This window comes from Scandinavium manionii, assembly GCF_024764775.1.
GTDB classification, from domain to species: domain Bacteria; phylum Pseudomonadota; class Gammaproteobacteria; order Enterobacterales; family Enterobacteriaceae; genus Scandinavium; species Scandinavium manionii.
The window spans coordinates 859,829-873,448 of sequence record NZ_JALIGC010000040.1; the positions used below are offsets into that span (position 1 = coordinate 859,829).

13 protein-coding genes are annotated in these 13,620 nt (G+C 55.8%); 3 read left to right on the forward strand and 10 right to left on the reverse strand.

Translation table 11 applies throughout. The features are described from left to right. Nucleotides 1-88: 88 nt before the first annotated feature. From dinB to MUU51_RS21910, 8 genes are all read right to left on the reverse strand, one after another. Entirely contained in the window at nt 89-1,147 is a 1,059-nt protein-coding gene (gene dinB, locus MUU51_RS21875; RefSeq protein WP_159775968.1) for a DNA polymerase IV, read from the reverse strand. 144 nt (nt 1,148-1,291) lie between these two features. Next, a complete protein-coding gene (gene nqrM, locus MUU51_RS21880) occupies nt 1,292-1,507 on the reverse strand; it encodes a (Na+)-NQR maturation NqrM (protein ID WP_185153721.1) in 216 nt (71 codons plus the stop codon). A gap of 2 nt (nt 1,508-1,509) precedes the next feature. Then, nucleotides 1,510-2,733 (reverse strand): NADH:ubiquinone reductase (Na(+)-transporting) subunit F, encoded by a 1,224-nt coding sequence (nqrF, locus tag MUU51_RS21885; protein WP_258968596.1) that lies wholly within the window; start codon nt 2,731-2,733, stop codon nt 1,510-1,512. Between the two features lie 11 nt (nt 2,734-2,744). Continuing rightward, nucleotides 2,745-3,341 carry an NADH:ubiquinone reductase (Na(+)-transporting) subunit E gene (gene nqrE / locus MUU51_RS21890; protein WP_110511594.1) on the reverse strand — a complete coding sequence of 199 codons (597 nt, stop codon included), beginning with the start codon at nt 3,339-3,341 and terminating at the stop codon, nt 2,745-2,747. A gap of 6 nt (nt 3,342-3,347) precedes the next feature. Beyond that, on the reverse strand, nt 3,348-3,986 hold the full coding sequence (locus MUU51_RS21895) for an NADH:ubiquinone reductase (Na(+)-transporting) subunit D (protein WP_110511595.1): 639 nt from the start codon (nt 3,984-3,986) through the stop codon (nt 3,348-3,350). Next, nucleotides 3,979-4,773, reverse strand: a complete 795-nt coding sequence (locus tag MUU51_RS21900; protein ID WP_159775964.1) for a Na(+)-translocating NADH-quinone reductase subunit C — start codon at nt 4,771-4,773, stop codon at nt 3,979-3,981. The genes MUU51_RS21895 and MUU51_RS21900 overlap by 8 nt, the downstream gene beginning before the upstream one ends. Then, the gene (locus MUU51_RS21905; RefSeq protein ID WP_159776005.1) at nt 4,766-6,004 is read right to left on the reverse strand and encodes an NADH:ubiquinone reductase (Na(+)-transporting) subunit B; all 1,239 of its coding nucleotides are present in this window, start codon (nt 6,002-6,004) and stop codon (nt 4,766-4,768) included. The genes MUU51_RS21900 and MUU51_RS21905 overlap by 8 nt, the downstream gene beginning before the upstream one ends. A gap of 3 nt (nt 6,005-6,007) precedes the next feature. After that, nucleotides 6,008-7,351: a Na(+)-translocating NADH-quinone reductase subunit A gene (locus MUU51_RS21910; protein ID WP_258968597.1), complete on the reverse strand. Its 1,344-nt coding sequence runs from the start codon at nt 7,349-7,351 to the stop codon at nt 6,008-6,010. A 403-nt stretch (nt 7,352-7,754) separates the two neighbouring features. On the opposite strand from MUU51_RS21910, the gene dpaA reads away from it, so the two are divergent. Then, nucleotides 7,755-8,492, forward strand: coding sequence for a peptidoglycan meso-diaminopimelic acid protein amidase (dpaA, locus tag MUU51_RS21915; protein ID WP_159775960.1), 738 nt, complete (start codon nt 7,755-7,757; stop codon nt 8,490-8,492). Here dpaA and MUU51_RS21920 read toward each other — a convergent pair. Further along, nucleotides 8,463-9,230 (reverse strand): class II glutamine amidotransferase, encoded by a 768-nt coding sequence (locus tag MUU51_RS21920; RefSeq protein WP_159775957.1) that lies wholly within the window; start codon nt 9,228-9,230, stop codon nt 8,463-8,465. The two genes, dpaA and MUU51_RS21920, sit on opposite strands and share 30 nt — an antisense overlap. 44 nt (nt 9,231-9,274) lie before the next feature. Next, nucleotides 9,275-9,856: a D-sedoheptulose 7-phosphate isomerase gene (gene lpcA, locus MUU51_RS21925; RefSeq protein ID WP_110511600.1), complete on the reverse strand. Its 582-nt coding sequence runs from the start codon at nt 9,854-9,856 to the stop codon at nt 9,275-9,277. A gap of 237 nt (nt 9,857-10,093) precedes the next feature. On the opposite strand from lpcA, the gene fadE reads away from it, so the two are divergent. Continuing rightward, nucleotides 10,094-12,538, forward strand: coding sequence for an acyl-CoA dehydrogenase FadE (gene fadE, locus MUU51_RS21930; protein WP_258968598.1), 2,445 nt, complete (start codon nt 10,094-10,096; stop codon nt 12,536-12,538). 173 nt (nt 12,539-12,711) lie between these two features. Next, on the forward strand, nt 12,712-13,482 hold the full coding sequence (locus MUU51_RS21935; RefSeq protein WP_258968599.1) for an amidohydrolase: 771 nt from the start codon (nt 12,712-12,714) through the stop codon (nt 13,480-13,482). Nucleotides 13,483-13,620 lie beyond the last annotated feature (138 nt).

Sequence of the window (13,620 nt, forward strand, 5' to 3'; positions counted from 1 at the left end):
CTACAGCTGAATTAAGTAGGCCCGGTTAGCTTGCGCCACCGGGCAAAAAAAGCGTCCTTCGGGAAGCTTTTTTTATGGGTTCAGGAAACTACAATCCCAGAACCAGCTGCCGCTCAAGCTGTGGATCCAGCAGCGTCACGTGCAGGCCCACCAGCCGGACGCCCCTTTCACCGCGCCGCTCATGCCAGGTTTTATACGCCGTGGCAATCAAATCATCCTGATTTAACTTCGGCCAGACGTGCTCCTGCGTCGTCTGCTGAAAATCATTAAATTTGAGTTTTACCCCCTGACGCGCAATCAGCAGGTCAGGTTTCACCTTCGCCAGCCGACGCTCCAGTTCAGGGTAAAGCTGGCCGGTGATTATCGCCTCGCAGTCGGCCCATTCATGAATGTCCTCGGCCAGCGTGCGCTCCACACCTATCGATTTGCGCAGACGTTCACTGTTGACGTCACGCTCATCAATGCCATTGCTGCGCTCCCACAACACCCGACCAAATTTGCCAAAGCGCTTGAGCAGTGTCGCCAGGTCGGCGTGCTGCACGTCCTCACAGGTTCGCAGCCCCATGCCTTCGAGTTTCGATGCCGAGACTTTCCCCACGCCGGGAATTTTGGCAAGAGAGAGCGTTTTGAGAAATGCAGGCACTTCATCAGGCGTAATCACATACTGGCCGTTGGGCTTGTTAAGATCCGAGGCGATTTTGGCGAGAAATTTTACCGGGGCGACACCCGCCGAGGCGGTGAGATTCAGCTCACGATGAATGGTCTGGCGTATTTCCTGCGCCATCAGCGTGGCCGAGCCCTGGCAGTGCAGGCTATCGGTGACGTCGAGGTACGCTTCATCGAGAGAAAGCGGTTCAATCAGTGAAGTGTATCGCGAGAAAATCTCACGAATATGCACCGAAGCTTCTTTGTAGGCATCAAAGCGACCAGGCAACAGCGTCAGGTGCGGGCAGAGTTTGAGTGCCATTCCGGTTGGCATTGCGCTGCGTACGCCAAAGGTACGCGCGGGATAGTTAGCGGTGCTTATCACGCCGCGGCGTTCACGGCTGCCGCCAATGGCGATGGGAATATCGCGCAGGGCTGGATTATCCCGCATCTCTACCGCGGCAAAAAAGCAGTCCATATCGACATGGATAATTTTGCGCATACTCAGCCCTCACCAATCACTGGTTAAGTATACAGTAAATTTATCAGAAATGAGAAGAGTGGGGTTTTGTAGGCCGGGTAAGTAAAGCGCCACCCGGCCTATTTTTGCCCGGCGACGCTGCGTCTGCCGGGCCTACTTCACGGACTAAAGGATGCGGTTTTGCTGGCGCTGGGCCTCGCGGGCGAGACGTTTTTTACGCGCGTCGCATGGCTCAGGGCAATCGCAGACTTTCTCCAGCCCTAGCGACGAGATGCCGCCACAGCTGCCCTGAATGCTTTTACGCTTCACCAGATAGCCGAGTGACATGCCGAGGACCACCAGCAGAAACACGGCAAACGTTGCCAGAAATACCGTTAACATCATTAGCCTCCAAAATCATCAAGCATGATGTTTTCATCTTCCACGCCCAGATCTTTCAGCATGCGGATAACCGCCGCGTTCATTACCGGAGGCCCACACATGTAGAACTCACAGTCTTCCGGCGCCGCATGATGCTTGAGGTAGTTCTCATACAGCACGTTGTGGATGAACCCGGTGTGTCCCTTCCAGTTATCTTCCGGCTGCGGATCGGAAAGCGCCACGTGGAAGGTAAAGTTCGGGTTTTCCCGCGCCAGCTGTTCAAACTCATCGTCGTAGAACATTTCGCGCAGTGAACGCGCCCCGTACCAGAAGCTGATTTTACGCTTGCTACTAAGACGCTTGAGCTGATCGAAGATGTGCGAACGCATTGGCGCCATACCCGCACCACCGCCGATAAACACCATTTCCGCGTCGGTGTCTTTGGCGAAGAACTCACCAAACGGCCCGGAAATCGTCACTTTATCACCCGCTTTCAGCGACCAGATGTAAGAGGACATGATGCCCGGCGGCACGTCCGGCGCGGAAGGCGGCGGCGTGGCGATACGCACGTTGAGCATAATAATGCCCTTCTCGTCCGGGTAGTTCGCCATGGAATATGCGCGCAGCGTCGGCTCGTTCACGTCGGAAACGTAGCGGAACAGATTGAATTTGTCCCAGTCGCCGCGGTACTCGTCCGGCACGTCAAAATCGGCATACGCCACTTTGTGCGACGGGCACTCAATCTGAATATAACCGCCCGCGCGGAATGGCACGCTTTCGCCTTCAGGGATCGCCAGCTTCAGCTCTTTGATGAACGTCGCTTTGTTATCGTTGGAGATAACCTCGCACTCCCATTTTTTCACCCCAAAGATTTCTTCCGGCAGCTCGATTCTCATGTCCTGACGAACTGCAACCTGGCACGCCAGGCGACAGCCCTCTTTCGCTTCACGCTTGCTGATGTGCGAAAGCTCGGTCGGCAGAATATCGCCGCCGCCCTCTTTCACCGTTACCCGGCACTGGCCGCAGGAGCCACCGCCGCCGCAGGCTGAAGAGACAAATATGCCGTTGTTGGACAGCGTATTCAGCAGCTTATCGCCAGCAGGCGTGCGGATTTGTTTGTCGGCTTCGTTGTTGATCTCAATGACCACATCGCCGGAGTTCACCAGCTTCGCGCGCGCCGCCAGGATCAGCAGCGACAGCACCAGCACAATTAGCGTGAACATCACTACGCCAAGAATAATTTCCATTACTTACGCCCTTATAGCTGCACGCCGGAGAATGACATAAAGCCCAGTGCCATCAGTCCGGTGGTGATAAAGGTGATCCCTAAGCCGCGCAGTCCTGCGGGCACGTTGGCGTATTTCATCTTCTCGCGAATACCGGCCATCGCGACGATCGCCAGCATCCAGCCGATGCCGGAGCCGAAACCGTAGACGATAGATTCAGGGAAGTTATAGTCGCGCTGCACCATGAACGAGACGCCGCCAAAGATCGCACAGTTCACAGCGATCAGCGGCAGGAAGATCCCCAGCGCGTTGTAGAGCGACGGGAAATACTTATCGAGGATCATCTCGAGGATCTGCACCAGCGCCGCAATGACCCCGATAAAGGTGATGAAGTTGAGGAAGCTAAGATCAACGCCCTCCACCAGCGCACCGTCGCGCAGAACCAGGTTATAGATAAGGTTGTTCACCGGCACGGAAATACCGAGAACGACGGTAACCGCCACGCCCAGGCCAAACGCCGTAGAGACTTTCTTCGACACCGCAAGGAACGTACACATGCCGAGGAAGAAGGCCAGCGCCATGTTCTCAACGAACACTGCGCGAACAAAAAGACTAATGTAATGAGCCATAATCGGTTACTCCTTCTCCTGCTGTTCCGGCTTCCAGCTACGCAGCGCCCAGATAAGCAGACCGATAATGAAAAATGCGCTTGGTGCGAGCAGGAACAGGCCATTTGGCTGATACCAGCCGCCGTTCTGCACGGTTTGCAGCACGGTGATACCGAACAGCTTGCCGCTGCCGATAAGCTCACGCAGGAAACCGACGATCATCAGGATGGCGCCATAACCAAGCCCGTTACCGATGCCGTCCATGAAGCTCGCCAGCGGTGGCGATTTCATGGCGTACGCTTCGGCACGACCCATCACGATACAGTTGGTGATGATGAGACCCACGAACACCGACAGCTGTTTGGAGACTTCATACGCATACGCGCGCAGCAGCTGATCGACCACGATAACCAGCGAGGCGATAATCGCCATCTGCACAATGATGCGCACGCTGTTCGGGATGTGGTGGCGGATCATCGAGATAAACATGCTGGAAAACGCCGTTACCATCGTCACCGCGAGGGTCATCACGAATGCGGTTTCCAGTTTAGTGGTCACCGCCAGTGCCGAGCAAACGCCCAGGACCTGCAACGCAATCGGGTTGTTGGCGATAACCGGCCCCACCAGCACCCGTTTTACTTCTTTCATATCACCGAGCTCAGCCATTGTTCAGGCCTCCTTCACGCATCTGTTTCAGGAACGGGCCAAAGCCCTGCTCGCCCATCCAGAAATCAAAACTGTGCTGGACGCCATTTGATGTCAGCGTGGCGCCAGAAAGCCCGTCAACCGCATATTCGTCCCCCTGACGCGCACCGCCCTTCACCACTTTCAGAGCAGGCATGCCGTCGTCATTCAGCACTTTTTTGCCGATGAACTGCTGACGCCAGTTAGGGTTTTCGACTTCACCGCCGAGCCCCGGGGTTTCCCCCTGATCGTAGTAGGTGATGCCTTTCACAGTGCGTCCGTCGGTATCGAGGGCCACAAAGGCGTACATCATCGACCACAGCCCGTTGCCGTAAATTGGCAGAACGACTTCCTGAATTTTTTTCTGCTCGTCTTTCACCAGGTAGATTTCGACCACGTTACTGCGGCGTTTGATACCCGCCGGATCTTCACTGGAATCCAGCTGCGTGCTCTGCGCCGGATCTTTCAATGCCAGCCCCTGGTTAAACGATGCCGGATCTTTGTCGAGCAAAGTGCCGCTTTTCAAATCCAGCAGACGCGGGGTGATGCGTTCCGCGAAAATGGAGGCCACTTCATCCTGCTTCATTTCCGGCTGCATCAGCCCGGCGACCGCCAGAATGTTGCGCTGTTTATCCAGCGCGCGCTGTTCTTGCTGGCGAGGCTTCAGCCCCACCGCTGAGCCGGCTACGATAATCGAGCAGACCAGGCAAAGCACCAGCACCACCAGCAGCGTTTTGCCGATGCTATCGTTACTTTTCACTTCAGCCACGCGACTTCCTCCGCTTGATATTGGCCTGCACCACCAGGTAATCGAACAGCGGCGCAAAGAGGTTGGCAAACAGAATTGCCAGCATCATCCCTTCCGGATAGGCCGGGTTTACAACGCGGATCAGCACACACATCGCGCCAATCAGTGCGCCGTAGCACCACTTCCCTTTATCGGTAAACGACGCCGACACCGGGTCGGTCGCCATGAACATCATGCCGAAAGCAAAACCGCCGAGCACCAGATGCCAGTACCACGGCATGGAGAACATCGGGTTTGTGGCTGAGCCAATCAGGTTGAACAGCGTGGAAACGACAATCATGCCGAGCAGCACGCCCGCCACGATGCGCCAGGAGGCAACGCGACCGAAGATAATGATGGCCCCGCCGATCAGGATCATCAGCGTAGAAACTTCACCGATTGAGCCAGGCAGTTTGCCGAGGAACGCGTCCATCCAGGTTACCGGCTGACCGCTGGTGAGATTCATCAACGCTTCACCGCCGTGGCTCGCCCACTGAGACAGTGGCGTTGCGCCAGAGAAGCCGTCAGCCGCGGTCCATACCAGGTCGCCGGAGATTTGCGCCGGGTAGGCGAAGAACAGGAATGCACGCCCCGCCAGCGCCGGGTTAAGGAAGTTACGTCCGGTGCCACCGAAAATTTCTTTCCCGATAACCACGCCAAAACTGATGCCCAGCGCGGCCTGCCACAACGGCAGCGACGGCGGAACAATCAGCGCGAACAGAATGGAGGTAACAAAGAAGCCTTCGTTGATTTCATGCTTACGCACAATGGAGAACAGCACTTCCCAGAAGCCGCCGACGATAAACACCGTCATGTAAATCGGCAGGAAGAACACCGCGCCCAGCCCCATCATGCTCAGCCAGCCTGCGTCAGGCGCAAAGCTCACGCCGAGCCACTGTGCCACATGGTAGTGCCAGTTTCCGGCAATCACCTGTTGCAGCTGCTCCGGGCCATACATTTTATGCAGCGCCGGAATAGTTTGCAGACCGACGTTGTACATGCCCCAGAACATTGCCGGGAACACCGCCAGCCAGACCAGAATCATCATACGCTTGAGGTCGATGGCATCGCGGACGTGAGACGCCCCTTTTGTCACCAGCCCCGGCGTGTAGAAAATGGTGGCCGCGGCTTCATACAGCGGATAGTACTTTTCCAGCTTGCCGCCGTGGGTAAAGTGCGGCTCAATTTTTTCCAGCAGATTTTTCAAACCCATCATTTATCCTTCCTGCTCAATGCGGGTTAAGACGTCACGCAACACCGGGCCGTATTCGTATTTTGCCGGGCAAACGTAGGTGCAGAGCGCCAGGTCTTCTTCGTCGAGTTCCAGACAACCCAATGCCTGCGCGCTGTCGGTATCCCCGGCGAGAAGATCGCGCAGCAGGTGCGTCGGCAGAATATCCAGCGGCATGACGCGCTCGTAGTTGCCAATAGGCACCATCGCACGCTCGCCGCCGTTGGTATCGGTTGAGAAATCAAACAGTTTGCGCTTGAGGAAATGGCCGAGGGTGGTACGGGTAATCGAGAATTTATCTTTGCCTGGCATGACCCAGCCAAAAAGTTCTTTCTCGCGCCCTTCTTTCACCACGCTGACCTGCAAGTGATAGCGACCGAGGAACGCGTATGGCCCCAGCGCGTGGGTGCCGCTGAGCACCGAACCGGAAATCACGCGGTTTTCACCGTCAGCCAGTTCACCGACCAGCAGCTGGTCAAGGCTTGCGCCGAGCAGCGTTTTCACCAGACGTGGTGTGTTGACCTGCGGCCCGGCGATGGAAATCACCCGCTCACTCCACAATTCGCCTTCGACAAACAGTTTGCCGATGGCAATGACGTCCTGATAGCTCAGGTGCCAGACCTGCTTATTCAGGCTCACCGGCTCGAGGAAGTGGATATGCGTGCCCGGCAAACCCGCCGGATGCGGGCCGCTAAATTCGTTGAACGTCACCTGACCCACAGGATGGCCGCCCAGCTTGCCGCCGCTTGCCTGACAGACGTGAACTTTGCCGTCGGTGAGACGCGACAGCACCGTCAGCCCGGCGTTAAAGGCTTCGCGATGTGCATAGATTATCGGCTGCGGATCGGCCGCCAGCGGATTGGTGTCGATGGCGGTGACGAAAATCGCCGCCGGAGCGCTGCCCGCAGCCGGGATTTTACTGAATGGGCGGGTGCGCAGACTGGTCCACAATCCCGATTCCAGCAGCTGCTGCTGAACGGCTTCTCTTTTCAGCGTGGCAAGGTCTGCCACTTCAAACTGCGGGAAGCTGACGGCATCATCGCCGTCAATATCGATAACCACCGATTGCAGCACGCGACGTTCGCCGCGATGAATGGCGCTGATGACGCCACTGGCCGGGGCAGTAAAGCGCACTCCGGGGTTCTTTTTATCTTCAAACAGCACTTGCCCTTTGAGAACCCGGGAGCCTTCCTGGACGGCCATAGAGGGGCGCATGCCAATATATTCTTCGCCCAACACGGCCACGCGCGATACGGCCGCGCTTTCGGCAATGTGCTGTGACGGTGCGCCAGCGATGGGCAAATTAAGCCCTTTTGTGATTTTAATCATGTCGTTAGCAGGTATCCGTAATCGTTACTACTAAACCCAGCGTAGAGAAAAACAAGAAAGGAAAAACCGATGCCAGAGAGTTCTGCTGACGGCAGTACGATGAGAGTAAAGCATCCTTTCTTAACCTGGTCGTGAAACGCGGCAAGTTTACAGGATATGAGGTCAGAACGCAGCTTTTACGGGGTATACAGGTTGGTATTTGCGAGCGAATGCGCAAAGTTCTGACTGCTATTGCAGCAAAAAACAGGTATAACGCTAAAGTAATTTGTAAACCCTAATCGCCGGACTTGCGAAAAACTTTGGTGATGCTAATGTGAGCGCACCAATTCGAGACAATTCTGATTTCGGGTTCTATTTCGGGCCTCCCGGCCTGTCTCTACCGTTTTATCAAGGAACATGTAGTATGCGCAAAATCGCATTGTTACTTGCGATGCTGTTGATCCCGTGCGTTTCGTTTGCCGGTTTGCTTAGCAGTAATAGCTCGACCACCCCGGTCAGCAAAGAATATAAACAGCAATTAATGGGATCTCCGGTTTATATCCAGATCTTCAAAGAAGAGCGTACTCTTGATCTTTACGTAAAGATGGGTGAGGCGTATCAGCTGCTCGACAGCTACAAAATCTGCAACTATTCCGGTGGCCTGGGTCCGAAACAGCGCCAAGGCGATTTTAAATCCCCGGAAGGTTTCTACAACGTCTCCCGCAGCCAGCTCAAGCCCGATAGCCGTTTCTATAAAGCCATTAATATTGGCTTCCCGAACGACTACGATCGCGCACATGGTTATGAAGGGAAATACCTGATGATCCACGGTGCCTGTGTGTCGATTGGCTGCTACGCCATGACCGATACCGGCATTGATGAGATTTTCCAGTTCGTGACCGGTGCGCTGGTGTTTGGCCAGTCAAGCGTGCAGGTCAGCATCTATCCATTCCGCATGACCGATGCGAACATGGAACGCCACAAGTTCTCTTATTACAAAGACTTCTGGTCGCAGCTGAAGCCGGGTTATGACTACTTCGAGCAGACTCACAAGCCGCCGATGGTGACGGTACAGAGTGGTCGCTACGTGGTCAGCAAGCCATTGAGCCACGAGATTCGTTCGCAGCTGGCGTCAAACTACGCGGTCTCCGAGACAAAATAACGCCCACTCACCTGGCATAATCTTGTGCCAGGTTTCATTGCCGGTCAGCGGCTGAGTGGCAATCACGGTGACCACATCGTTCGGTGTGGTCTCTCGCTGAAAATCAATTTCCACATCCTGATCCAGTAACGTTGCCACGCCAAACGGCGCGCGGCGTGTTATCCAGTACAGATTGGTCGAGCAAAACGCCATCACATAGCGTCCGTCCGACAACAGCATGTTAAACACCCCTTTCTCCCGCAGCTCAGACGCCAATGACGCGATGTACTTAAACACCCCATTCATATTGCCGGGCGTGCGCGGATAGCGGCTGGTCAGTTTGTGCAACAGCCAGCAAAAGGCTTTTTCGCTGTCGGTTTCACCTACCGGGCGGAATTGTCCGGTCTCAAGGGATTTATAGCCCGTGAGCTGGCCGTTATGGGCGTAAGTCCAGTTGCGGCCCCACAGTTCGCGGGTAAACGGATGGGTGTTTTCGAGCGCCACTTCACCGCGGTTAGCCTGGCGAATATGGGCAATCACTGAACAGGATTTGATCGGGTAATCCTGCACCAGTTTGGCTATGGGCGACTGAAAGCTCGGTTGCGGATCTTTGAATGTGCGACAGCCTTTGCCTTCATAGAAGGTAATTCCCCAGCCATCTTTATGCGGCCCGGTGCCGCCCCCGCGCTGAACCAGCCCGGTAAAACTAAAGCAGATATCGGTTGGCACATTGGCGCTCATCCCGAGCAGTTCGCACATCGTTCACCTCACATATAAAACGGGGGCCAGGCCCCCGCTACCACTTATGCTTTTACCATCTCTTTTTCGATCAGCATAATCAGGATATGGATAACCTTAATATGGATTTCCTGAATGCGGTCGGCGTAACCAAAGTGCGGCACGCGAATTTCAACGTCAGCAGAGCCGTCCATTTTGCCGCCGTCTTTGCCGGTCAGGGTGATGACTTTCATGCCCTGTGCGCGCGCAGCTTCAATCGCTTTAATCACGTTACCAGAGTTGCCGGAGGTGGAAATCCCGAACAGTACGTCACCGGCACGGCCGACGGATTCAACATAACGAGAGAACACATATTCGTAGCCGAAATCATTGCTGACGCAGGAGAGATGGCTGACGTCTGAAATGGCAATCGCCGGGTAGCCCGGACGGTTTTCACGGTAGCGACCGGTCAGCTCTTCCGCGAAGTGCATTGCGTCACAATGGGAGCCGCCGTTACCGCAGGAGAGTACTTTCCCGCCCGCTTTAAAGCTGTCTGCGAGCAGCACTGCCGCGCGTTGAATCGCATGGATGTTCGCTTCATCGGCCAGGAAATTGGCCAGAGTTTCCGCTGCTTCATTCAGTTCGTTACGAATAAGATCCTGGTACATGAGGAGTGTCCTTCCGCTTTAATGATTAACCTCAGCAGTGTAACGGATAGCGGATGCAGCGAGAAGCATTCAGCTCAGTTATCCCCGGTGCTTTTGATTATCCGTGCCACTGAAAACGGCAACAGTGTGAGCCATGTTGTAATTATTTTGTAAACACATTGATAAAAGAAATGACATCCACTACAACCAATACATCACAAGTGGTCAGACCTCCTACAAGCAAGGGAGCATTTCTTTATGATGATTTTGAGTATTATTGCCACCGTTATCCTGCTCGGCGTGCTCTTCTATCACCGGGTTAATCTGCTGTTGAGCAGCCTCATTCTGCTGGTCTGGACCGGGGCGCTGGCGGCTTCTAGCCTGTGGAACATCTGGCTGCTGGTTCCTCTGGCAATCATCCTGGTGCCGTTTAACCTGCGTCCAATGCGTAAAGCGATGATCTCCGCGCCGGTGTTCCGCACCTTCAGCAAAGTGATGCCGCCGATGTCGCGCACCGAGAAAGAAGCGATCGACGCGGGCACCACCTGGTGGGAAGGCGATCTGTTCCAGGGCAATCCGGACTGGAAAAAACTACACAACTACCCGCAGCCGCAGCTGACCGCGGAAGAACAGGCGTTTATCGACGGCCCGGTGGAAGAAGCCTGCCGTATGGCGAACGACTTCGAGATCACCCACGAACTGGCGGATCTGCCGCCGGAACTGTGGGCGTATCTGAAAGAGCATCGCTTCTTCGCGATGATCATTAAGAAAGAGTATGGCGGTCTCGAATTCTCTGCGTATGCGCAGTCTCGCGTGCTGCAAAAGCTGTCCGGCGTCTCCGGGATCCTGGCGATCACCGTCGGCGTGCCGAACTCCCTCGGCCCGGGCGAGCTGTTGCAGCATTACGGCACCGACGAGCAGAAAAATCATTACCTGCCGCGTCTGGCGCGTGGTCAGGAAATCCCGTGTTTCGCACTGACCAGCCCGGAAGCCGGTTCTGATGCGGGCGCCATTCCGGATACCGGCGTGGTGTGCATGGGCGAATGGCAGGGTGAGCAGGTGCTCGGGATGCGCCTCACCTGGAACAAACGCTACATCACCCTCGCGCCGATTGCGACCGTGCTCGGTCTGGCATTCAAACTTTCTGACCCGGACAAACTGCTGGGCGGCGAGGAAGATTTAGGCATTACCTGTGCGCTGATCCCAACCGGTACGCCGGGCGTGGAAATTGGCCGTCGTCACTTCCCGCTCAACGTGCCGTTCCAGAATGGTCCGACCCGCGGTCAGGATATTTTCGTGCCGATTGATTTCATCATCGGCGGGCCAAAAATGGCCGGTCAGGGCTGGCGTATGCTGGTGGAATGTCTGTCTGTGGGTCGCGGCATCACCCTGCCGTCAAACTCCACGGGCGGCGTGAAATCCGTGGCGATGGCGACCGGGGCTTACGCGCACATCCGCCGCCAGTTCAAAATCTCTATCGGTAAAATGGAAGGGATCGAAGAACCACTGGCGCGTATCGCAGGAAACGCGTACGTGATGGACGCTGCAGCGTCGCTTATCACCTACGGGATTATGCTCGGTGAAAAACCGGCGGTGCTGTCGGCGATTGTGAAATATCACTGTACCCACCGTGGTCAGCAGTCAATTATTGATGCGATGGATATCACCGGCGGTAAAGGCATTATGCTCGGCGAAGGCAACTTCCTCGCCCGTGCTTATCAGGGTGCACCCATTGCGATCACCGTGGAAGGCGCTAACATTCTGACGCGCAGCATGATGATCTTCGGCCAGGGCGCGATCCGCTGCCATCCGTACGTGCTCGAAGAGATGGCCGCCGCACAGAATAAAGATCTTAACGCCTTCGACCAGCTGCTGTTTAAACACATCGGCCACGTGGGCAGCAACAAAGTGCGCAGCTTCTGGCTGGGTCTGACTCGCGGTCTGACCAGCAGCACGCCGACACACGATGCGACCCGTCGTTACTATCAGCATCTGAACCGCCTGAGTGCCAACCTGGCGCTGCTGTCTGACGTATCAATGGCGGTACTCGGCGGCAGTCTGAAGCGCCGCGAGCGTATCTCCGCCCGTCTGGGGGATGTGCTGAGCCAGTTGTATCTGGCCTCTGCGGTGCTGAAACGCTATGACGACGAAGGCCGTAACGAAGCGGATCTGCCGCTGGTTCATTGGGGCGTTCAGGACGCGCTGCATCAGGCTGAACAGGCGATGGATGACCTGCTGCGTAACTTCCCGAACGGCTTTGTGGCAGGCGTAATGCGCTTCGTCATCTTCCCGACCGGTCGTCACTACGTCGCACCGTCAGATAAGCTGGATCACGCCGTGGCGAAAATCCTGCAAGTGCCAAGCGCGACCCGTTCACGTATCGGCCGCGGTCAGTACCTGACGCCCAGCGAGCACAACCCGGTTGGCCTGCTGGAACAAGCGCTACTGGACGTCATGGCCGCCGATCCGATCCATCAGCGTATTTGCAAAGAGATTGGCAAAAACCTGCCATTCACCCGTCTCGATGAGCTGGCCCGGAACGCGCTTGCCAAAGGGCTGATTGACCAGGATGAAGCGGATATTCTGACCAAAGCCGAAGAAAGCCGTCTGCGCAGTATTAACGTTGATGATTTCGAACCGGATGCGCTGGCGACCAGGCCGGTAAAGCTGCCGGAGAAAGTCCGCAAGATTGAGGCCGCATAACCCTTATCCCTTTCGATTGTAAGCCGGGTAAGCGCAGCGCCACCCGGCACCAGGTCATCATCCTAAAAGCGGAGACTCTTCTCCGCTTTTTACATTGAAATGTTACGCACTCTCGCCTGTCCCTGATAAGGTAGATCAGTGACTCGTAAGCCAATAATCGGGAGTTTCTGACAGTGCCCAATCTGAAAGTAACAGTATTACAACAACCCTTGGTGTGGATGGACGGCCCCGCTAACCTGCGTCATTTCGATCGTCAGTTGGAAGCGATTCACGGGCGCGATGTGATTGTGCTGCCAGAGATGTTCACCACCGGCTTTGCGATGGAAGCGGCCACCCAGTCGTTGCCGGAAGAAAAAGTTGTCGCGTGGATGCATGAAAAAGCGCAGCAAACGGACGCCCTCATTGCAGGCAGCGCCGCGCTGCAAACCGCTCGTGGCCCGGTGAACCGCTTTTTGCTGGTTGAGCCTGAAGGCCAGGTGCATCGCTATGATAAGCGTCATCTGTTCCGCATGGCGGATGAACATCATCATTATGAGGCGGGCCACGAGCGCCTGGTGTTCGAATGGCGCGGCTGGCGCATTCTGCCGCTGGTGTGTTACGACCTGCGTTTCCCGGTATGGTCGCGCAACCGCAACGATTACGATCTGGCGCTGTATGTCGCCAACTGGCCTGCGCCACGTTCTCTGCACTGGCAGGCACTGTTAACCGCTCGCGCCATTGAGAACCAGGCTTACGTCATCGGCTGTAACCGCGTCGGCACCGACGGCAACGGGCATCACTATCGCGGCGACAGCCGGGTTATCAACCCGCAGGGCGAAATCATCGCCAGCGCCGAGCCGCATCAGGCAACGCAGATTAATGCCGAACTGTCGCTCTCGGCCTTACAGGAATACCGCGAAAAATTCCCGGCCTGGCAAGATGCCGATGGCTTCACGATTGGCTGATTAACCCTTCTGCTTTCCCCCTCCTTTAGCGCTTCTTTCACCGAAGCGCTAAAAAAAAAACCATATCCGTGCAGTAGCTCCAGATTTGAGACAAAGATTAGGCTGCTAACTTGCTGATCGACCTCGTTGTTAACTAGC